This window comes from Nonomuraea sp. NPDC047529 (assembly GCF_040642995.1).
Classification (GTDB): domain Bacteria; phylum Actinomycetota; class Actinomycetes; order Streptosporangiales; family Streptosporangiaceae; genus Nonomuraea.
Map to the genome: position 1 here is coordinate 25,591 of NZ_JBEYTJ010000018.1, position 18,709 is coordinate 44,299.

Here is an 18,709-nt window from a genome sequence, read left to right on the forward strand (position 1 = left end):
TCTCAGTAGTTTAGGAGCAGCCTGTCCAGGACCCGCACCCCGAACTGCAGCGCGTCCACCGGCACCCGCTCGTCCACGCCGTGGAACATCGAGGCGAAGTCCATGTCGCCGGGCAGCCGCAGCGGCACGAACCCGAAGCCGCGCACCCCGAGGTCGGCGAAGAAGGTCTTGTTGTCGGTGCCGCCCGACATGCAGTACGGCACCGCCCGCGCCGTCGGGTCCTCGGCCTTCAGCGCCGCGATCATCGACTCGACCAGCGCGCCGTCGAACGTCGTCTCCAGCGCGATGTCGTGGTGCACGAACTCGCGGCGCACGTTCGGCCCGATGAGCGAGTCGACGGTCTTGAAGAAGTCGTCCTCGAAGCCGGGCAGGAAGCGCCCGTCCACGACGGCCGTGGCCTGGCCGGGGATGACGTTGGACTTGTAGCCGGCGTCGAGCTGGGTCGGGTTGGTGGTGTGGCGCAGCGTCGCGCCGACGAACCGCACCAGCGGGCCGAGCTTGTCCAGCAGTGGGGCCGGGTCGTCCTCGTCGAACGGCAGGCCGAAGGCGTCGGCGACCTCGGTGAGGAACTGGCGCACGGTCGGCGTGTAGGTCAGCGGCCACTCGTGCCCGCCGAGCCGGGCCACGGCCTTGGCGACCTCGGTGACCGCGTTGTCGGAGTTGAGCATCGAGCCGTGCCCGGCGGTGCCGTCGGCGACCAGCTTCATCCAGGCCAGGCCCTTCTGGGCCGTCTCGATCAGGTACAGCCGCAGCGACGGGTCGACCTCCAGCGAGTAGCCGCCGACCTCGCTGATTGACTCGGTCACGCCCTCGAACAGCTCGGGGTGGTGGGCCGTGAGGTACTTGGCGCCGTACACGCCGCCGGCCTCCTCGTCGGCGACCCAGGCGAAGACGATGTCGCGGCGCGGGCGGCGTCCCTCGCGCTTCAGCTGGCGCAGCACGGCCAGCATCATCGCGTCCATGTCCTTCATGTCCACGGCGCCGCGGCCCCAGATGTAGCCGTCCCTGACCTCGCCGGCGAAGGGGTCGACCGACCAGTCGGCGGCGTTGGCGGGCACCACGTCGAGGTGACCGTGGACGAGCAGCGCCGGCAGGGACGGGTCGGTGCCCTCGACGCGGGTGACCACGTTGCCGCGCCCCGGCTCGCTCTCGACGTACGTCGCCTCGATGCCGACCTCGTCCAGCCGGGCCATGACGACCTCGGCCGCGGCCCGCTCGCCGGGGCCGCTGCCGTCCCCGTAGTTGCTGCTGTCGACGCGGATCAGCTCCACGCACAGGTCGGCGACTTCCTTCTCGGCAGGTGTCATGGCGTCTTCTCCAGGGTGAGCAGTCCGGACTTGTGAAGGTGGCCGCGTTTGTACGCGCGGGTGATGAGGGTCAGGTCGCTGTCGGTGATCTCGTCGAGCCGGCCGAGCACGTCGGTCATGAAACGATAGAGGTCCGCCTCATGGGCCACCGCCACCTGCACGATGAGGGAGTGGGTGCCCGACGTGGCGGCGCAGTACCGCACGTTGGGGTGCGCGGCCAGGCGCCGGCCGGTCTCGCCGAGCCCGTACGGCCGCACCTTCAGCCACAGCATGGCCTCGACCTCCAGCCCGAGCAGCGCGGGCTCGACCTCGGCGCGCGGCAGCAGTAACCGCCGGTCGATGAGCGAGCCGACCCGCCGCCGGGCGGTCGGCACGGAGAGGTCGAGCCGTTCGGCGATCGTGGTGAAGGCGGCCCGGCCGTCGGCCGCCAGCAGTTCGGCGATCTCCTTCTCCAGCGGCGACAGGCCGTCCTCGTCGGGCAGGTCGGGCGGCGGCGGCGCGGGGCGCAGCTCGGCGACCTCCCGCTCGGTCAGGAAGGGCGCGTGCCACTCGGCCACGGTCGTGAACGTGTGCAGCACGACCTGGGTCTGTGTCTGGAGCACGCCGTCGATGTCGCTGATGTCGTGGGACAGGATGGTGTGCAGGTCCTGCCGGGACGGCGGCACCAGCTCGCAGGCCAGGTCGGCGGCCCCGGTCAGCGCATAGACCGACCGCGTGTCGCGCCGGTCGGTGAGCGACCTGGCCACCTGGGCCGCCGTGCCGGGCCGCACCTGGACGTGCAGGTGCGCGGGGCGGCCGTGGCCGGTGCGCAGGTCGTCGTAGATCGCGGTGACACGGACGACGCCGTCGGCGATGAGTCGCTGGAGCCGGCGGGCGACCGTGCGTTCGTGCTCGCCCACCGCCCGGCCGATCTCGCCCCACGTGGCGCGCGGGCTGACCTGGAGCGCGGCGACGAGCCGTCGGTCGAGAACGTCCACCTGCAACCGCTTCCGTGTCGGGTTTGTAAATAATTGCCCAGACATTTGACTGTTTCGGTCTTCCGAATGCACAGTAAGCCATCACCCCACGTGTCAGCAAAAGGAGACATGCCGTGTCGACCTCCCCCGTCGCGCAATCGCCGCTCGGCATACCCAAGAGCAGGGTCCGTCAGCTGATGGCGGCCAGCATCGGCAACGTGGTCGAGTGGTACGACTGGTACGCCTACACCTTCCTGGCCACGGTCTTCTCGGCGCAGATCTTCCCCGACAGCTCGGGCAACAGCCTGGTGCCGCTGCTGAGCTCGTTCGCGGTCTTCGCGGTGGGCTTCTTCATGCGGCCCCTCGGTGGTCTGCTGGTGGGCGCCTTCGCCGACCGGTACGGCCGCAAGTCCGCCATGACCTTCACCATCGTCCTGATGGGCGGCGGCTCGCTGCTGCTCGGCCTGACCCCCACCTACGAGGCCGTGGGGCTGCTGTCACCGGTCATCCTGACGCTGGCCCGGCTCGTCCAGGGCCTGTCCGTGGGCGGTGAGTTCGCCGCCGCCACCACGTTCCTCGTCGAGTCGGCCCCGCCGCGCCGTCGCGGCCTGTTCTCCTCCTTCCAGTACGTCAGCACCACCATCGGCCAGCTCATCGCCTCCGGACTGGCCGCGGTGCTCACCGCGACGCTGGTCAAGGAGGACATGAGCTCCTACGGCTGGCGCATCCCGTTCCTGGTGGGCGCACTGCTCAGCCTCGTCGGCCTGTGGATCCGCAAGGGCGCCGACGAGACCTCGGCGGTCGCGGAGGAGATCCAGCGGGGTGAGGTCAAGCGGCCGGGCATGTTCGAGTTCCTCAGGCTCCACCCGAAGTCCGCGCTCACCATCGTCGGCATCACGATCGCCGGCACCGTCGCGTACTACACCTGGACCAGCTTCCTGCCCACCTACGCGCAGATCACGGTCTCGTTCGACAAGGCCGAGTCGCTGCAGGTCGGCACGATCTCGCTGGTGTTCTTCATGTTCTTGCAGCCGCTGCTCGGCCTGCTGTCGGACAAGATCGGGCGCAAGCCGATGCTGATCGCGTTCGGGCTCGGCTTCCTGATCCTGCCGGTGCCGCTGCTCGGGCTGCTCACCGACTCCTTCGCGAGCCTGCTCGTCGTGCAGATGATCGGCATGGTGTTCCTGGGCTGCTTCACCTCGGTCTCGGCCGCGGTGAACTCCGAGCTGTTCCCGACCCGGGTTCGGGCGGCGGGGGCCGGGTTCCCGTACTCGCTGACCGTGGCGATCTTCGGTGGCACCGCGCCGCTGATCGGCACCGCGCTCCAGAAGGCGGGCAACCCCGGGATGTTCCCGTGGTACATGTCCGCCCTGGCCCTGATCTCCACGCTGGTCTACGTCTTCGTGCTGCGTGAGACCAAGGACGAGCCGCTGCGCTAGGGCGCCGAGGTGCAGGGGCGCTCCCGCAGCTCCTTGACGTAGTCGTCGGGGGCGCCCGCACGCTCGGCCGCGTCGGCCAGGTTGCACAGGTAGCGGGCCGAGGGCAGGCCGCCCTCGTAGCCGTCGAGCACGTAGAACCAGGCCACGGCCTCGCCGTCGAGGGTCTGCACCCGCAGCCGCACCTTGTGGTACGCCCCGCGGACCGCGCCCTCCCACTGGTCGAGCGAGGTCTCCTCCCACTCGGGCACGTCGTAGAGCACGACGAAGACGTGTTCGTCGGGATCCTCCACGATGGTGGCGATCGAGCTCTCCCACTTGCTGTCGGTGCGGCCGAAGGTCAGCCGCCAGCCGGTCAGCCAGCCGACCCCCCAGATCGGGGAGTGCGGGGCGCGCATGGCCATCTGCTCGGGGTCCATGTTCATCCCGTAGGAGGCATACAGCCGTAGATCATTCGGCTTCCCTGATTGATCCGAAAGCCACGCCACGATCCACCCCTCTCGCCGGGTGCCGCTCGTCATCCAGCTACCGCGCCATCCTGCCACGCTGACCCGGCGTGTCGGTCCATCAAGCCGGGCACGGAAGGCCCATGTGTCCCCCATGTCCACGGGAGCGTCATCCCGCCATGGCCCGGTTGCGGCTTCCGGGGGCACGTGCGGGAGAATGGGACACGTGACGAGGATCGTGATCATTGGTGGCGGACCAGGCGGCTACGAAGCGGCGCTGGTGGCCGCCCAGCTAGGCGCGCAAGTCACGATGGTCGAGCAGGACGGCCCGGGCGGAGCCTGCGTGCTCACCGACTGCGTGCCGTCCAAGACGCTGATCGCGACCTCCGTCCGCAAGCAGGCACTTCTCGACGCGCCCTCGCTCGGCGTGTCGTTCTCGGGCGGCCCCGACGGCGACGCGGGCGTGGTCGGCGTCGACCTGCCGCTGGTCAACAAGCGGGTCAAGGAGCTGGCCCAGGCCCAGTCGGCCGACATCGCGACCCGGGTCGAGGCCGAGGGCGTCGAGATCATCAAGGCGCGGGGGCGGCTGGTCGATCCGCAGGTCGTCCGCGCGGGCGACCGTACGATCAGGGCCGATGTGGTGCTGGTGGCCACCGGCGCGACGCCGCGCGTGCTGCCGGGGGCCGAGCCCGACGGCGAGCGCATCCTCACCTGGCGGCAGCTCTACGATCTGGAGGAGCTGCCCGAGCACCTGATCGTGATCGGCTCCGGCGTGACCGGCGCCGAGTTCGCCGGCGCCTACCGCTCGCTCGGCGCGGAGGTCACCCTGGTCTCCAGCCGCGACCGGATGATGCCCAACGAGGACGCCGACGGCGCCGAGGTGCTCGAAGAGGTCTACCGGCGGCGCGGCATGAACGTCATGGGCCGCTCGCGCGCGGCCTCCGTCAAGCGCACGGCCGACGGCGTGGTGGTGACCCTGGAGGACGGCCGCACGGCCGAGGGCTCCCACGCGCTGATGACGGTCGGCATGGTCCCCAACACCGGCGGCATGGGCCTTGAGGAGGCCGGCGTCCAGCTCGACCGCAACGGCTTCGTCAAGGTCGACAAGGTCTCCCGCACCTCCGCGCCGGGCGTCTACGCGGCCGGCGACTGCACCGGCGTGCTCATGCTGGCCTCGGTCGCCGCCATGCAGGGCCGCATCGCCGTGTGGCACGCGCTGGGCGAGGCCGTCCAGCCGCTGCGGCTGGCCACGGTGGCCTCCAACATCTTCACCGACCCCGAGATCGCGGCGGTCGGCGTGGCGCAGCGCTCGATCGAGGCGGGCGAGATCGACGCGAACGTGGTCAAGCTGCCGCTGGCCACCAACGCGCGGGCCAAGATGCAGGGCTTCAACGACGGCTTCGTCAAGCTGTTCTGCCGCCCCCACACCGGCATCGTGCTCGGCGGCGTGATCGTGGCCCCGCGCGCCTCGGAGCTGATCCTCGCGGTGTCGCTGGCCGTGCAGCAGCGGCTGACGGTCGACCAGGTCGCCCACACGTTCGCGGTCTACCCGTCGCTGTCGGGCTCGATCACCGAGGCGGCCCGCCGTCTCATGCAGCCCGAGGCCGCCATCGGCATCTAGCGCCGTGGCCGATGACGCCCTGAGGAGATGTCGCGGATGAATCGTGCTCTGCTGAGCCGGCTGCTGCCGGGCGTCGACCTGGAGGACCTCACCGTCCGTCAGGGGCAGTTCCACCAGGTGGTGATCGGCGCGGACCGGGTCGTGTGCCTGCCTCGCACCGAGGCCGCCGCCACCCGGCTGCCGCAGCGGGCCGCCGTCCTGCGCCTGCTCGCCGGGTTCGAGCTCGGGTTCCGTACGCCCCGGCCGCTGTCGGAGGGTGGCGGCCACGGCGCGGACCAGCCGCGGTTCCTGGTGCTCAGCCGCGTTCCCGGAGCCCCGCTGGAGGCCGAGGCGCTCGAAGATGCCCGGGTGGCCGAGGCCGCGGCGGCTCAGTACGTCACGCTGCTCACCGAACTGGCCAGGATCGGCGCCGAGGAGAGCGTGCGAGCGGCCCTGCCGGCGCCGCGCGATCGATGGCGGGAGTTCGCGGCGGACGTCCGCGCCGAGCTGTTCGGGCTCATGTCCGACGGCGGACGCCGGCGGGCCGAGCGGGAGCTCGCGGCGCTCGACGGCCTTCCGCACGTCGCCGACGCGGTGGTGCACGGCGATCTCGGCCCCGAGAACGTCCTGTGGGAGTGCGCGGACGGACTGCCCGTGCTGGGCGGGGTGATCGATTGGGACGAGGTCACGATCGGCGATCCCGCCGAGGACCTCGCGGCCGTCGGAGCCGGCTACGGCACGCGGTTCCTGGACCGGGTGCTCGCGCTGGGCGGCTGGTCGGACAGCGGGACGGCCGGCCGCATCGCCGTCATCCGGGCGACCTTCGCCCTGCAACAGGCCCTGTCCGCGCACCGGGACGGTGACGAGGAAGAACTGGCGGACGGCCTGACCGGCTACCGCTGAAGCCGTCCCCGTCGTCGACGGACCGACCTGCGCGGTTTCCTCGTCGTCCCGGAGCACCCGGACCTGGTCTTCAAGGGTGACCTGCGGCTCGGGGACGTCTCGCCGGCCCGTTTGCCATGACACTTATTGGATAGTAGCATTATCCAATATTCGGATAACGCTACTATCCAATGAGGTGTTCCCGGTGACTGTGATCGTTCTCTTGGTGGCGACGGTGGGCTTCCGGTTGCTGGGCGTGCTCGGGGTGCGGCGGTTCGGCACCTGGCAGGTGTCCGTGGCCCACGGGCTGGCGGTGATGCTGGTCATGACGGGGAGCGCGCACTTCGTCCCCGAGGGTGTGACCTTCATGCCGAACCATGGCGACCTGGTGCGCATGGTGCCACCTTTCGTGCCGTTCCCGGCCGCGATGGTCTACCTGACCGGCGTGTTCGAGCTGGCCGGGGCGCTCGGGCTGGTGCTGCCGGGCACGCGCCGGGCCGCCGGGCTCTGCCTGGCTCTGCTGTTCGTCCTCCTGCTCCCGGCGAACATCTACGCGGCGGTCTCCGACGTGCCGTTCGCGGGCGGGGAGGCGTCGCCCTTGTGGCAGCGCGTTCCGGAGCAGGTCCTGTACATCGCCGCGGCGCTCGTCGCCGTCGGGCGGCGTGCCGTCCCCGCCCGGGAGGGCGCGGAGCCCGTCCCTGCCGGGCGTTGATTCGTGGCCTGACCCAACCAGGGGCCTGCCGACCGGCCCCGCGGGGGTGCTGCGCGCATGTGGAGCTGCCGCAGCGCCCCCTCTCAGGGTTTCCAGGCCGGGTCGCGGCCGATCAGGCCGAGCAGGCGGTCGAACGGCGGGGCGTCGTCCGGCACCGCCACCGGCGGCCCGAACGCCCCCTGCCGCCGGCCCATCTCCACCGTCTCCTCGGTGAACCGCAGCCCCCGGGACACCGCCTCCGCGTCCGGTTCGTACGCCTGGTCGGTGGCCCTGGCCAGGTCCCAGCCATGGACGACCATGTCGACCAGCCACAGGTGGGCCACCACGGTCATCGGCAGGCCGCCCAGCGCGTCGCAGGTGCCCTCCCACGCCTCCGGCCGCGACCAGGCGTCCAGCATGCGCCCGGCCCGCTCGGGGAAGTCGCCCGCGTACGGGCCCTGCTCGGTGCGCTCCCCGCCGCGCGCCAGCGACTCGAACATCTCCGCCACCCATTCCAGGTGGCTGACCAGCGCCTTGACGTCGAACTCCGCGCAGGGCGTCGGGGATTCGAACTGCTCGGGCCGCACCCCGGTCACCAGACCCGCGGTCCGGTCGGTGGCCCGCGCCATCAGCGGCATCATGTCTTCCATGGCAGACATGATGTCCCGCCTGCCCGAGGCACGGCTTGTAGAAACGCGACAGCGCGGCTGGGTCAACCCGTACGCGGGGCTCGCCGCCTTCGATTTCGCGCGGCAGGCGCAGTCGCCGGAGCTGGCCGCGTACGTGGACCACTTCTGGGTCGTCACCTGGACCGACCTGGCCGAGCCGTACGAGCAGCGCATCCTGTCGCACCCGACCGTGAACATGACGATCGTCCAGGACTTCCACCAGATCGCGGGCGTGATCGACGGCGGGTTCTCGTACACGATGCGGGGCAGCGGCCGGGCGCTCGGCACCCGCTTCCGCCCCGGCGGCTTCCGGACGCTGCTCGGTGCCCCGGTGTCGGAGCTCACCGGCCGGTTCGTGGAGATCGGCGAGATGTTCGCGGCCTCCGGCCCGGCCCTGGTCGAAGGCGTGCTGGCCGAGCAGGACCCGGGCGCCGCCATCGCCTTGGTGGAGGCGTTCCTGCTGGAGCTCGGGCCCGAGCCGGACCCGCTGGCCGAGGAGGCCGCGGCGCTGGTAGGGATGGTGGAGGACGACGTGACCGTGACCAGGGTCGACGAACTGGCCGCCAGAGCGGGCCGGTCAGTGCGCTCGCTGCAACGACTGTTCCGGGACTATGTCGGCATCGGCCCAAAATGGGTGATCCGCCGCTTCCGGCTGCACGAGGCCGCGGAACGCGTGCAGCAGGGCCTCGACCTCGCCACGCTCGCCGCCGAGCTCGGCTACACCGACCAGGCCCACCTGACCCGCGACTTCACGGCCGCCGTCGGCATGCCGCCCGCGGCCTACGCCCGCCTCAACCTCCAGACCTGACGCCTGCGGGCGGATCACCACTCGCGGGGGGCGATCAGCTCCTCCACATCCGCCTCGGGGAAGCCGTAGGTCGAGGCCACGAACCAGAACTCCTCGCCGATCGCGTCGCGCGCGACGGTCTCGATCTCGCTGCCGGCCTCGTGGAACTCCTCGTCGAGCTCGTTGAACTCCTCCGTCGCGGCATGCGTGAGCGCGTAGAGGGCCGCCAGGTCGGCGGGCTGCTCGGTCTCGATGCGCTCGCACAACCGCAGCAGGACGGCCCGGCCCTTGTCGACGACGTGATCGGGGTAGTAGCCGTCGTCGTACATGGCCTTGAGAAAGGGGTGGCCGGTCACCTGCGGATGTGTGGGGGACATCCCTAGCTCCTTCGCGGTCGCGGTCGAACGGCTCGATCATGCACCGCGCGACCGACAGAATCCGCCCGGCCGAGGTCAGCGCATCAGCTCGTACGCCGCGTACGCCGTGACCCCGTACGCCAGGTGCGGGATCACGTCGGAGACCCACGCGCCCGCCGGCCACTCGCGCGGATCGGTGACGTCGAGCAGCGTCAGCGGCACGTTCGAGCCGGACATGGCCAGAGCGGTGAGCGCCAGCACCCCGACCGGCCACGACCTGCGCCGCCCCGACAGGACCCCGTAGGCGATGGCCGAGGCGATCCCGGTCGCGTACCCCATGAGGGAGCCCAGCGCCTCCACGCGGTTGGCACCCCGGTCGCCGTCGCCGAGGTCGGTGTGGGTCAGGCCGGACAGCTTCTCCACGGCCTGGCGCGGCGTGCTGCTCGCGGCCCGCGCCCGGACGAGCATGTCCAGGTAGGAGACGGTGTTGAGCGCCGTGGTGCCTGCCGCTCCCGCGATCAGTCCCTTGACGAGTGTGTGCATGCCCTGGCCGCTACCCCGCCCTGCCTGCCCCTCACCCGCACGTCGAACCGGTGGCGGCACGTACTGTGGCCGGGTGAGCGCTAATGGGATGCCCGCCGCGCTGTCGCCGTACGTGACGACGCTGGCCGCCTACGACCTCGGGCCCGGTTCTGGCGGGGTTCATCGCGGGCTGCCGTCGTCCACGTTGTCGATCACGATCCCGGAGGCGGACCCGGTCGACATCGCGTGGGTCGGGCGGCCGGGCCCGGGGCGGCGGCTGCGGGCCGCCGTGGCCGGGCTGCACCTGGACGCGGCCGAGCTGCGGCAGCGGGGTTGCACGCGCGGGCTGTGGCTGACGCTCACCCCGCCGGGCGCCGCCGCGCTGCTCGGGGTCCCCGCGTCGGCGCTGGCGGGGGAGGTGGCCGAGCTCGCGGACGTCGTCCCGGCGCTGGCCGACCTGCCCGAGCGCCTGGCGGCCTGCCGGTCCTGGGCCCAGCGCCGCGCCCTCGTCGAACGCCGCCTGCTCGCCGGCCTGGCCCGCCACGGCGACCGCGCCGCCCGCCGTACACCCCGCGCGGCGCTGGCGGCCCTGTCCGGGACCGGCCGGGTCGAGGAGGCCGCCCGGCTCCTCGGGTGCTCGCGGCGCCACCTGAGCGGCGCGGTGCGCGCCGAGCTGGGGGTGACGCCGAAGGAGTACCAGCGGCTCGTCCGGTTCGAGGCCGCCCGGGCCCGGCTCGTGGCCGCCGCGCGGTCCGGCGTGGCCGGGCTGGCGGACGTGGCCGCCGCGTCGGGCTTCGCCGACCAGGCCCACCTCACCCGCGAGTGGCGCGCGATGGCCGGCTGCACCCCCACGGAATGGCTGCGCACCGAAGGCCCAACCCCCCAACCCCCGCGCTGACGCCCGTCGCGCCGCCCCACCGGCGCCCACGGGCGCCGGTGGCACGTCGCGAGGCGTTCCCAGATGTTCAAGACCGCCGTCGCCGCGCGAAGCCACGATGGCCGTATGGACCTGAACCTCTTTCCCCGTCTCATCGTGCCCGACCCCGACCGGGCCTCCGCCTTCTACCAGGACGCCCTGGGCGCCGAGCAGGTGTTCCGCGCCGACCAGGGCGAGGACGGGCGGCCCGCCGTCATCGAGCACCGCCTCGGGCGCGCCGCCTTCCGGGTCTCACCGGCCGTCGCCGCGTGGGGCTGGCTCTCGCCGGACGACCTGGGCGGCTCCCCGGTGCTCCTGGAGGTCGAGGTCGGCGACCCCGACGCCGTCGGCGAACGCATGACCGCCCAGGGGGCGGAGACGGTCGTGCCGATCGAGAACCGGCCCTACGGCAAACGTTCGGGCCGCCTCCGCGACCCGTACGGCCACCTGTGGATCATCACCGGCGACCTGCGCTGAAGCACCCGCGCCGGGCCGCGGCAGAGCGGTCAGGAACGGAGAAGCGGTCCGAGGCGGGCGACGCCTGGCTTGGGCGGCATGACCATCGCACTCCAGTACTGCCACATCACCGTCGACGACCTGGACGAGTCGCTCGCCGCCTTCCGCGACCCGTCGGGCAACATGGTCCGGATCCAGCAGCGGGCCTGACCCGCGTACCCGGGGCTTTATTCCTGATGGTCCGGCCTGTCATGCTGCTCGGCATGGAGGATCCGGATCAGGCGCACGTCCGTGTTCGGCCCTTCCGCGAGGAGGACCGTCCGGGGGTGCTGGCGCTGGCTCCACGGCTGGCGGAGGGGGTGGCGTCCTGGCGGGACGCCGAAGCCGCCGCACGGGCGGCGGAGCGGTGGCTCACCGGGTCCGTCGCCTCGGCGGGGGAACGACGGGGAGCCGTCTTCGTCGCCGTACGGGGGACCCGGGTCGTCGGCGTCGTCTCGGTGGACCGGCAGCGGACAACGCGACCGCCCGCCGCTTCTACGCGGCTCTCGGCTACACCGAGGAGGGCGTGCGGCTGACCCGGTCGCTGGACCGCGCCGTCCAGACCCGGCTGAGCTGAAGCACGCTGCCGGCGAACAGCAGCACGCCCAGCGGCACGTGCACGGTCGTCACGTGCGCGATGCCCAGCGCGACCTGGGCGCTGACCAGCACCAGGAACCCCGCCGCGTGCATGATGGGCTTCGGGGAGCCGCCGCCCGGCCGCCACGCCAGGATCGCGGCGACCAGGTGCAGCACCGCCACGCCGAACACCGTGTACGCGGCGGCACTGTGCAACGGCTGCCCGTTGGGCACCGACAGCAGCAGTCCGGCGGTGACCGGCGCGGCGAACAGGGCCAGGGTCTGCAGGGTGATCGCGACACGCAGCAACATGGGGAACTCCTCGGCCGCCGGGTGGTGGCGGCCCGCTTCTGGGGCTTGCCTTCAAGAGTCCGACGACGTGACCGCCGGAAATGTGAGGTCGGCGCGGTGACCTCACGATCAGAGGCGCTGTCTCGTCGGACACAATAGGGCAAAAGCGACTAAGGGAGTCGTCCACCATGACCACCGCATCCGACCCGAGCCTGGACGCGATCATGAGCGAGCGCAGGCAGCTCATCAACCTGGCCTACCGGCTGCTGGGCTCGCTGGCCGACGCCGAGGACGTCGTCCAGGAGACCTACACCCGCTGGTACGCCATGTCGCGGCGGCAGCAGGAGGCCATCGAGTCGCCGGGCGCGTGGCTGACCAAAGTCGCCGGCCGTATATGCCTGGACCTGCTCGGCTCGGCCCGTGCCCGCCGGGAACGGTACGTGGGCGAGTGGATCCCCGAACCGCTGCCCGACCGCACGGAATGGGCCGCCGACGACCCGGCCGACCGGGTCACCCTGGACGAGTCGGTCAACATGGCCTTCCTCGTCGTGCTGGAGTCGATGACGCCGGCCGAGCGGGTCGCGTTCGTCCTGCACGACGTCTTCCGCTACCCCTTCGCCGAGGTGGCGGAGATCGTCGGCCGCACCCCGGCCGCCTGCCGCAAGCTGGCCTCCTCCGCCCGCCACCGCATCGACGCCGCGCGGACCTCGGTGACGCCGGTGGCCCGCCAGGCCGGCATCGTCCGCGAGTTCAAGCAGGCGTGGGAGGCCAAGGACATCGAGGCCCTCATCGCCCTCCTCGACCCCGACGCGGTCGGCGTCGCCGACGGCGGCGGCGTGGTCAGCGCGGTGCTCCGGCCGGTCGAGGGCGCGGACCGGCTCGCCCGTTTCGCCATCGAGATCGGCGTCCGGGCGCCGTCCATGACGTTGCTGGAGCGCACGGTCAACGGCCGGCCCGGCCTGGTGGCTCAACGGGACGGCGTCACCGTGATGGTCGTGGCCTTCGACGTGGCCGGCGACCGGATCAAGCGCCTGTGGGCGGTACGCAATCCCGACAAGCTCCACCCCTGGACGGCGGCCTGACCCTCACATTCCCGGACGCTGCGTCGTCGGACCGCCGAAAGACGATCGCAGAAGAAGGGAAGCCGATGTCCACGACGACCGAGCAGGAGAACCTCCAGTCGCGTCTGCCCGATCCCTCCCGGTTCTTCCCCGAACTGGGAGAGATCGCCGTCGCGATGACCAAGGCCACGCGCAACGGCGCGATCCCGCGGACCACCGTCGGCCTGGTGCAACTGCGCGCCGGGCAGATCGTCGGCAGCACGTACCACACGGTCCGGCAGGCCGACCTGCTGCGCAGGGCGGGGGAGCCGGACGAGCGCCTGGCCGCCGTGGCGTCCTGGCGGGACGCCCCCTACTTCTCCGGCGCCGAACGGGTGGCGCTGGAGCTGGTGGAGGCCGTCCTCACCGCGAACCCGTCCGGGGAACGCGTCCCGGACGCGCTGTACGCCAGGGCGGCGGCCCACTACGACGACAAGGCCATGTGGACGCTCATCCTGGCGATCAGCCAGATCTGCTTCTTCATCCCCGTCGCCGTCGTCGCCAAGCCGATCCCCGGCAAGGCCCCCGGCAAGAACTACACCGGCTGAGGCGGGCGGCTACGCGGCCGGTTCGCGGTTCCCGGCGAGCAGGCGCCTGACCTCCTCGACGTCGGTGCTCCTGCCGTAGCCGGCGAGCTGGAAGGTCTCCTCCTTCGCGAAGTCCGCCCAGTGTTCGAGCACGAACGCCCGTCCGGCCGCGACGTCGCCGGGCTCGGGCGCCTGGTCCAGGAAGCCCCGCTGCCACGGCGCGAACTCCAGGAACTGGGAGGCGTGGGCCAGGCAGGCGTCCAGCTTGGCCGTCAGCACGGGGGACACGTCCACCACCACGTCGGGGCGGTGCACGGGGGCGGAGGCGTAGTCCGTCATGAGCAGGCACACCGGCATGCGCTCCAGGGCCGGCTTGCCCACCTCCAGGTTGCGCGTCATCGCGAACTCGACCGCGTGCGCGGCCAGCTGCCCGGCGGCGCGGTTGTCGGGATGGCCGCCGCCGTCGGCGTGCAGGGCGATCACCAGGTCGGGACGCCAGGCGCGGATCTCCGCCAGCACCCGCAACCGCAGCTCGACGGTGGGCTCCAGCATGCCGTCGTGCACGTCGAAGATCTCGTAGTCCACCACGCCCAGGGCATCGGCCGCGCGCCAGGCCTCCTGGGCGCGGCGGCGGGCCAGCGGACCGCGTTCCAGCACGTGGTGCCCGGCGTCGCCGTTGGTGAGCGTCAGGAACTTCACCGCGTGGCCGGCCTGGGCCAGCAGCGCGGCCGTGCCGCCCGCGTAGATCTCGGGCTCGTCGGGATGAGCGGCGATCACGAGGGTTCTCAACATGTGCGTCCTTAGGGGTTGGATTCGCCGGTACGGCCGGCCGTACCGGCTTGGAAGACCCGCTCGCGGGTCAGGTCCAGGGCGTAGCAGAGGGCGCCGTCGAGCACGGCGTTGCCGCGCGCGGCGCTGAGGGCGACGGTCACCGGCACCAGGGGTGTCGAGGCCAGGCGGTCGGCGACCCGCGCCCTGAGCGGCTCGCCTCCCGCGACGCACAACGGCCCGGCCAGCACGACCAGGCCCGGGTCCAGCACGCCGATCGCGGCCGTCACGCCGAGCGCCACCCGTGCGGCGGCGTCGTCGAGGAAGCCCGGGTCGGCGCCCGCCAGCGTCCGGCTCACGGCGGTCAGCGTGGGTTCGCCGGCCAGGCCGTGCGCCTCGGCCAGCGCGGCCAGCGGCTCGGCGCCGAGCAGCGCGCCGAGCGGCCCGCCGTCCTGTCCGTAGCGGCGGCCGGTGGTGACCGGGTCGGGCACGATGACCGAGCCGACCTCGCCGCCGCGCCCGGTGACGCCACGCCAGAGCCCGCCGTTCAGCACGACTCCCGCGCCGACCCCGCCGCCCACCCAGAGCAGGACGAAACTACTGTCCTCGTGCTCCTGGAGCTCCCGGATGGCGACCAGGTTGACGTCGTTCTCCAGGCGGACGTTGCCCGGCAGCTCGTCCAGGCCGGACCAGCCGGAAAGCTGCACGGCCTGCCGCAGCCGCCGCCCGTCGGCCTCCACCACGCCGGGCACGCCCACCACGACCTGGTCGAGCTCGTCCAGGTCGAAGCCGGCCGCGCCGAGCGTCTCGGCCAGCAGCCGCCGGGCGTCGCCGGTGGCCTCGGTCCGGTGGCTGCCGAGCACCCGGCCGGTCAGGTCGGCGACCGACACCTCGATCGAGCTGGTGGTGAGATCGACTCCCGCGACGCGCGCCGCCGCGCCGTCGAGCTGCCACATCTGCGCGGCCGGCCCGGCGTTGCCGGGCTTGAGGCCGGCCTTCCTGGCGAGCCCGCTGCCCTCCAGCCTGCGCAGCACCTCGGCCGCCGACGCCTTGGACAGGCCCGTGTGCAGTTCCAGCTCGGCACGGGTGAGGCCGCCGTGCTCCAGGAGCAGGGTCAGCGCGGCGCGCTCGTTGAGCGTGCGGAAGACGGTGGGGTTTCCCGAAGACATGCCTACTTCAGCGCTCCTGATGTCAGCCCGGACTGGATATGTCGCTGGAAGACGATATAGATCAGCACGACAGGAAGCACTGTCATGCTGAGAGCGGCGAACAGTCCGGGCCAGTCGGCCTCGTACCCGGCGATGGTGGAGATGTCGGCCACGCCCTGGGTGATCACCCACAGGCTCTTGTCGCCGGGCAGCAGGACCAGCGGGATCAGGTACTGGTTCCACTGGCCCAGCACGTTGAAGATGGTCAGGCTGACCAGCGCGGGCCGGGCCATGGGCAGCATGACCTGGAAGAACGTGCGGGTGTGCGAGGCGCCGTCGATCATCGCCGCCTCGGCGACCGCGTCCGGCAGGGCCCTGAAGAAGGACGTCAGGAAGAACACCGTGAACGGCAGCGAGTAGGCGATGTACACCAGCACCAGGCCGACGTGGCTGTTGAGCAGCCCGAGCCCGTCCACCACGAAGAACAGCGGCACGAGCGCCAGGAAGACGGGGAAGGCCATGCCCGAGACGAACAGGAAGTAGACCAGCCGGTTGCCCCGGAAGCGGTAGCGGGCCAGCACGTACGCGGCCATCGAGCTGAGCAGCATCGTCCCGGCGACGCCGAAGAAGACCACGATGACCGTGTTGAGCATGTAGCGGCCGATGTTGGCCCGCTCCCAGGCCCGCGCCCAGTTGTCCCAGCGCAGCTCGCCGGGCAGTTGCAGGGCGTCGCCGAAGATCTCGGCGTTGCTCTTGAACGAGGCCAGCAGGGTCCACAGCAGCGGGGCGATGATGAGCAGCGCCCAGAGGCCAAGAACGGCCTGGATGCTGATTTTTCGGAACATTTCAGTAGACGACCTTCTGGCGACGGGTCACGCGCAACGTCAGCGCGGCGAAGGTGAGGGTCAGGAAGAACAGCGCCACGCCCATGGCCGAGGCGTAGCCGAAACGGGAGTAGGAGAAGGCGTTCTTGTAGATCTCCGTGGCCAGCACGGTGGTCGCGCCGTCCGGCCCGCCCTGCTCCACCGACAGCACGTTGACCAATGCGAACCCGTCGAACGCGGCGATCCCCAGATAGACCCAGGCCACCTGGACGGTGTCCCAGACCAGGGGCAGCGTGATGGAGAAGAACATGCGCAGCCGTCCGGCGCCGTCGAGGGCGGCCGCCTCGAAGACGTCCTTCGGGATGGCCGCCATACCGGCCGAGAACAGCACGACGTAGAAGCCGACCGCCTGCCACACCATCACCGCGATGATCGACCACAGCGCCAGGTTCTGGTCCGTCAGCCAGCCGACCGGCTCGACGCCCAGCTTCGTCAGCGCGCCGTTCAGCACGCCGCTCGCATCCGGCCGGTAGACGGCCTTGAACAGCACCCCGACCACCGCGACCGCCAGCACCTGCGGCAGGAAGAAGATCACCCGGTAGACCTTGGCGCCCGGCGTGCCCGCCGAGTCCCCCAGCAGGTACGCGAAGACCAGCGCGAGGGCGATGGTCACCAACGGCACCGTGACCAGCAGGACCGCGTGGTTGCGGACCGCCTGCCAGAACGTGTCGTTGCCGAGCATCCGCCGGAAGTTGTCCAGGCCGACGAAGTTCAGGTTCGCCGAGACCCCGCGCCAGTCGGTCAGCGCGATCTGGAACGCCTGGACGTACGGGCTGATCACGAAGACCGCGTAGAGGATCACGGGCAGGGCGAGGAAGCCCGCGACGAAGCCGTGCCGCCTCATCGGTCAGACGCTCCGGGTCTGCTTGGCGATCGACGAATCGGCCTTGAGCTCGTCCGCCTTCTTCTGCATGTTCGCGCAGAACTGCTCCGGAGTGATCCGTCCGGACATCACCGAGTTCGTCTGGACCTGACCGTGGTCGAACAGCTCCTTGTACCAGCCCTCGAAGCGGGCGTCGGTGATGATGTTCGTCCCGGCGGCCTCCTGGGCCTTGGCCGCGCTGCGCACGGCCGAGGTCAGGTCGAGGCCGTCGACCACGCCGTTGACGACGGTGAGGTTCTTGGTCATCTCGGTGTAGCCGCGCGCGCCCTCCCGCGACAACATCAGGCGCAGGTACTCCAGGCCGCCCTGCGGGTTCTTGCCCTTGGCCGCCACGAAGAACGCCTCGCTCACCCCGATCATGATCGCCTCGTACGGCATCGCGTCGGCGGCGGTGATGCTGGGCACCGGGGCGATCGCGTACTCGAAGGAGGCCGGCCGGTCCTTGGCCATCTCGTTCTCCAGCCAGGAGCCGCAGGGGTAGAACAGCACCTTGTCCTGCAGGTGCTTGACCTGCGTCTGGGTGTGGTCGAGCCCGAAGTACGCCTTGTCGCCGAAGTCGCGCTGCACCTGCGCCCACGCCGCGACGGCCTGCCGTACGGGCTCGGCCTGCCAGGCGCCGTCGGCGAGGTTGTCGATGTCGACGATCACCTTGTTGCCGCCGACCTTGGCGGCGCTGTAGACGAGGTTCCAGAGCTGGTAGAAGGGCCCGACCTGGCCGGGGTAGGCGAACAGCGCGATGCCCGCCTTTTTGGCCTCCTCGCCGAGGGCGTTGAACTCCGCCCACGTCTTCGGCACCTGCCAGCCGCGCTTCTCGAACAGCTTGGCGTTGTACCACAGGGCGCGGTGGGCGACCGTGTACTGCAGCACCCGCGGCACGCCGTCGATCAGGGAGTTGTCGTAGACGCCGCCGACCAGCGTGTCGCGTACCTTCTTGGCCGGGTCCACCAGGGAGGGTGCGTCGAACAGCGGCGTCAGGTCGGCGAGGTGCCCCTCGGCGACGAGCGACTGCAGGTCGAGGGCGTCGGGGCCGGAGTTGTTGACCACGTCGGGCGCGTCGCCGCTGATGAAGCGGGGGCGGAGCTGCGTGCCCACCTTCTGCGTGGGCACGTGCTTGATCTTGGCGGTCTTGTACGCCTTGCTGTACAGGGCCTCGTGCAGGTCGGTCGCGTAGCCGTCGCCGTTGCCGCCGCTGAAGATCACGACTTCCAGTTGCCGGGCGGCGTCCACGCCGAGGGGGTTGGCGGCCGAGGTGGGGGCGGCCGAAGTGGAGGCGACGGGGGCGGCGGATCGGCCGGTGGCGCACGCGGCGAGCAGCCCGGCGCCCGGGCCCGTCGCGAGGGCGGTGAGCCCGATACGTCGAAGAACCTCACGTCGGCTGGGGTTGGTGGACATGGGTGGCCTCCTTGAACCGCCAACCGTCCGGATACCTTCCAGACGGTTGGCGGCTGACTCTAGACTTACCGCCCCACG

At 71.4% G+C, this 18,709-nt stretch carries 22 protein-coding genes; 10 read left to right on the forward strand and 12 right to left on the reverse strand.

Annotated features, from left to right (window positions below; genetic code table 11):
- Positions 1-2 precede the first annotated feature (2 nt).
- Positions 3-1,307 carry a M20/M25/M40 family metallo-hydrolase gene (locus ABZ815_RS26650; protein WP_357702428.1) on the reverse strand — a complete coding sequence of 435 codons (1,305 nt, stop codon included), beginning with the start codon at positions 1,305-1,307 and terminating at the stop codon, positions 3-5.
- A complete protein-coding gene (locus ABZ815_RS26655) occupies positions 1,304-2,284 on the reverse strand; it encodes an Lrp/AsnC family transcriptional regulator (protein WP_357702430.1) in 981 nt (326 codons plus the stop codon). The genes ABZ815_RS26650 and ABZ815_RS26655 overlap by 4 nt, the downstream gene beginning before the upstream one ends.
- A gap of 113 nt (positions 2,285-2,397) precedes the next feature.
- Between ABZ815_RS26655 and ABZ815_RS26660 the strand changes: the two genes are divergently transcribed.
- Positions 2,398-3,702: an MFS transporter gene (locus tag ABZ815_RS26660; RefSeq protein ID WP_357702432.1), complete on the forward strand. Its 1,305-nt coding sequence runs from the start codon at positions 2,398-2,400 to the stop codon at positions 3,700-3,702.
- Here ABZ815_RS26660 and ABZ815_RS26665 read toward each other — a convergent pair.
- The gene (locus ABZ815_RS26665) at positions 3,699-4,124 is read right to left on the reverse strand and encodes a gamma-glutamylcyclotransferase (RefSeq protein WP_357702434.1); all 426 of its coding nucleotides are present in this window, start codon (positions 4,122-4,124) and stop codon (positions 3,699-3,701) included. The genes ABZ815_RS26660 and ABZ815_RS26665 overlap by 4 nt on opposite strands.
- Positions 4,125-4,371: 247 nt before the next feature.
- On the opposite strand from ABZ815_RS26665, the gene ABZ815_RS26670 reads away from it, so the two are divergent.
- From ABZ815_RS26670 to ABZ815_RS26680, 3 genes are all read left to right on the forward strand, one after another.
- Positions 4,372-5,766 (forward strand): NAD(P)H-quinone dehydrogenase, encoded by a 1,395-nt coding sequence (locus ABZ815_RS26670; RefSeq protein ID WP_357702436.1) that lies wholly within the window; start codon positions 4,372-4,374, stop codon positions 5,764-5,766.
- A 36-nt stretch (positions 5,767-5,802) separates the two neighbouring features.
- Positions 5,803-6,648, forward strand: coding sequence for a viomycin phosphotransferase (vph, locus tag ABZ815_RS26675; protein WP_357702438.1), 846 nt, complete (start codon positions 5,803-5,805; stop codon positions 6,646-6,648).
- A 184-nt stretch (positions 6,649-6,832) separates the two neighbouring features.
- Positions 6,833-7,339 (forward strand): hypothetical protein, encoded by a 507-nt coding sequence (locus ABZ815_RS26680; RefSeq protein WP_357702439.1) that lies wholly within the window; start codon positions 6,833-6,835, stop codon positions 7,337-7,339.
- Between the two features lie 83 nt (positions 7,340-7,422).
- Here the strand turns inward: ABZ815_RS26680 and ABZ815_RS26685 are convergent, their stop codons facing one another.
- Positions 7,423-7,968, reverse strand: a complete 546-nt coding sequence (locus ABZ815_RS26685; RefSeq protein WP_357702441.1) for a TIGR03086 family metal-binding protein — start codon at positions 7,966-7,968, stop codon at positions 7,423-7,425.
- Between ABZ815_RS26685 and ABZ815_RS26690 the strand changes: the two genes are divergently transcribed.
- On the forward strand, positions 7,967-8,794 hold the full coding sequence (locus ABZ815_RS26690) for a helix-turn-helix domain-containing protein (protein ID WP_357702443.1): 828 nt from the start codon (positions 7,967-7,969) through the stop codon (positions 8,792-8,794). The genes ABZ815_RS26685 and ABZ815_RS26690 overlap by 2 nt on opposite strands.
- 14 nt (positions 8,795-8,808) lie before the next feature.
- Here the strand turns inward: ABZ815_RS26690 and ABZ815_RS26695 are convergent, their stop codons facing one another.
- On the reverse strand, positions 8,809-9,150 hold the full coding sequence (locus ABZ815_RS26695) for a DUF5713 family protein (RefSeq protein WP_357702445.1): 342 nt from the start codon (positions 9,148-9,150) through the stop codon (positions 8,809-8,811).
- A 75-nt stretch (positions 9,151-9,225) separates the two neighbouring features.
- Entirely contained in the window at positions 9,226-9,672 is a 447-nt protein-coding gene (locus ABZ815_RS26700; protein ID WP_357702447.1) for a hypothetical protein, read from the reverse strand.
- Between the two features lie 73 nt (positions 9,673-9,745).
- Between ABZ815_RS26700 and ABZ815_RS26705 the strand changes: the two genes are divergently transcribed.
- From ABZ815_RS26705 to ABZ815_RS26715, 3 genes are all read left to right on the forward strand, one after another.
- Complete coding sequence (locus ABZ815_RS26705; protein WP_357702449.1) at positions 9,746-10,549, forward strand: helix-turn-helix domain-containing protein; 804 nt, start codon at positions 9,746-9,748, stop codon at positions 10,547-10,549.
- A gap of 105 nt (positions 10,550-10,654) precedes the next feature.
- On the forward strand, positions 10,655-11,044 hold the full coding sequence (locus tag ABZ815_RS26710; RefSeq protein WP_357702451.1) for a VOC family protein: 390 nt from the start codon (positions 10,655-10,657) through the stop codon (positions 11,042-11,044).
- Positions 11,045-11,286: 242 nt separating this feature from the next.
- On the forward strand, positions 11,287-11,598 hold the full coding sequence (locus ABZ815_RS26715) for a hypothetical protein (protein WP_357702453.1): 312 nt from the start codon (positions 11,287-11,289) through the stop codon (positions 11,596-11,598).
- On the opposite strand, the gene ABZ815_RS26720 is transcribed toward ABZ815_RS26715, so the two are convergent.
- Positions 11,573-11,950 (reverse strand): hypothetical protein, encoded by a 378-nt coding sequence (locus ABZ815_RS26720; protein WP_357702455.1) that lies wholly within the window; start codon positions 11,948-11,950, stop codon positions 11,573-11,575. The two genes, ABZ815_RS26715 and ABZ815_RS26720, sit on opposite strands and share 26 nt — an antisense overlap.
- 167 nt (positions 11,951-12,117) lie before the next feature.
- Between ABZ815_RS26720 and sigJ the strand changes: the two genes are divergently transcribed.
- Together sigJ and ABZ815_RS26730 are read left to right on the forward strand one after the other, a co-directional pair.
- Positions 12,118-13,011, forward strand: coding sequence for an RNA polymerase sigma factor SigJ (gene sigJ / locus ABZ815_RS26725; protein ID WP_357702457.1), 894 nt, complete (start codon positions 12,118-12,120; stop codon positions 13,009-13,011).
- Positions 13,012-13,076: 65 nt separating this feature from the next.
- Positions 13,077-13,577 (forward strand): carboxymuconolactone decarboxylase family protein, encoded by a 501-nt coding sequence (locus ABZ815_RS26730; RefSeq protein ID WP_357702458.1) that lies wholly within the window; start codon positions 13,077-13,079, stop codon positions 13,575-13,577.
- A gap of 9 nt (positions 13,578-13,586) precedes the next feature.
- On the opposite strand, the gene ABZ815_RS26735 is transcribed toward ABZ815_RS26730, so the two are convergent.
- The 5 genes from ABZ815_RS26735 to ngcE are packed head-to-tail and all read right to left on the reverse strand — an operon-like array spanning position 13,587 to position 18,631.
- On the reverse strand, positions 13,587-14,348 hold the full coding sequence (locus ABZ815_RS26735; RefSeq protein ID WP_357702460.1) for a PIG-L family deacetylase: 762 nt from the start codon (positions 14,346-14,348) through the stop codon (positions 13,587-13,589).
- 8 nt (positions 14,349-14,356) lie between these two features.
- Entirely contained in the window at positions 14,357-15,493 is a 1,137-nt protein-coding gene (locus tag ABZ815_RS26740) for an ROK family protein (protein ID WP_357702462.1), read from the reverse strand.
- A gap of 2 nt (positions 15,494-15,495) precedes the next feature.
- Positions 15,496-16,317, reverse strand: a complete 822-nt coding sequence (locus ABZ815_RS26745) for a carbohydrate ABC transporter permease (protein ID WP_357702464.1) — start codon at positions 16,315-16,317, stop codon at positions 15,496-15,498.
- 1 nt (position 16,318) lies between these two features.
- Positions 16,319-17,200: a sugar ABC transporter permease gene (locus tag ABZ815_RS26750; RefSeq protein ID WP_357702466.1), complete on the reverse strand. Its 882-nt coding sequence runs from the start codon at positions 17,198-17,200 to the stop codon at positions 16,319-16,321.
- Positions 17,201-17,203: 3 nt separating this feature from the next.
- Entirely contained in the window at positions 17,204-18,631 is a 1,428-nt protein-coding gene (gene ngcE, locus ABZ815_RS26755; RefSeq protein WP_357702468.1) for an N-acetylglucosamine/diacetylchitobiose ABC transporter substrate-binding protein, read from the reverse strand.
- Positions 18,632-18,709 lie beyond the last annotated feature (78 nt).

Excerpts from the sequence above, each read along its gene's own strand:
- ABZ815_RS26690 (WP_357702443.1), top strand. The coding sequence starts at position 7,967 with ATGGCAGACATGATGTCCCGCCTGCCCGAGGCACGGCTTGTAGAAACG.
- ABZ815_RS26695 (WP_357702445.1), bottom strand. The coding sequence starts at position 9,150 with ATGTCCCCCACACATCCGCAGGTGACCGGCCACCCCTTTCTCAAGGCC.
- ABZ815_RS26730 (WP_357702458.1), top strand. The coding sequence starts at position 13,077 with ATGTCCACGACGACCGAGCAGGAGAACCTCCAGTCGCGTCTGCCCGAT.
- ABZ815_RS26720 (WP_357702455.1), bottom strand. The coding sequence starts at position 11,950 with ATGTTGCTGCGTGTCGCGATCACCCTGCAGACCCTGGCCCTGTTCGCC.
- ngcE (WP_357702468.1), bottom strand. The coding sequence starts at position 18,631 with ATGTCCACCAACCCCAGCCGACGTGAGGTTCTTCGACGTATCGGGCTC.
- ABZ815_RS26750 (WP_357702466.1), bottom strand. The coding sequence starts at position 17,200 with ATGAGGCGGCACGGCTTCGTCGCGGGCTTCCTCGCCCTGCCCGTGATC.
- ABZ815_RS26650 (WP_357702428.1), bottom strand. The coding sequence starts at position 1,307 with ATGACACCTGCCGAGAAGGAAGTCGCCGACCTGTGCGTGGAGCTGATC.
- ABZ815_RS26745 (WP_357702464.1), bottom strand. The coding sequence starts at position 16,317 with ATGTTCCGAAAAATCAGCATCCAGGCCGTTCTTGGCCTCTGGGCGCTG.
- ABZ815_RS26700 (WP_357702447.1), bottom strand. The coding sequence starts at position 9,672 with ATGCACACACTCGTCAAGGGACTGATCGCGGGAGCGGCAGGCACCACG.
- ABZ815_RS26715 (WP_357702453.1), top strand. The coding sequence starts at position 11,287 with ATGGAGGATCCGGATCAGGCGCACGTCCGTGTTCGGCCCTTCCGCGAG.
- ABZ815_RS26735 (WP_357702460.1), bottom strand. The coding sequence starts at position 14,348 with ATGTTGAGAACCCTCGTGATCGCCGCTCATCCCGACGAGCCCGAGATC.
- ABZ815_RS26740 (WP_357702462.1), bottom strand. The coding sequence starts at position 15,493 with ATGTCTTCGGGAAACCCCACCGTCTTCCGCACGCTCAACGAGCGCGCC.
- vph (WP_357702438.1), top strand. The coding sequence starts at position 5,803 with ATGAATCGTGCTCTGCTGAGCCGGCTGCTGCCGGGCGTCGACCTGGAG.
- sigJ (WP_357702457.1), top strand. The coding sequence starts at position 12,118 with ATGACCACCGCATCCGACCCGAGCCTGGACGCGATCATGAGCGAGCGC.
- ABZ815_RS26665 (WP_357702434.1), bottom strand. The coding sequence starts at position 4,124 with ATGAACATGGACCCCGAGCAGATGGCCATGCGCGCCCCGCACTCCCCG.
- ABZ815_RS26685 (WP_357702441.1), bottom strand. The coding sequence starts at position 7,968 with ATGGAAGACATGATGCCGCTGATGGCGCGGGCCACCGACCGGACCGCG.
- ABZ815_RS26710 (WP_357702451.1), top strand. The coding sequence starts at position 10,655 with ATGGACCTGAACCTCTTTCCCCGTCTCATCGTGCCCGACCCCGACCGG.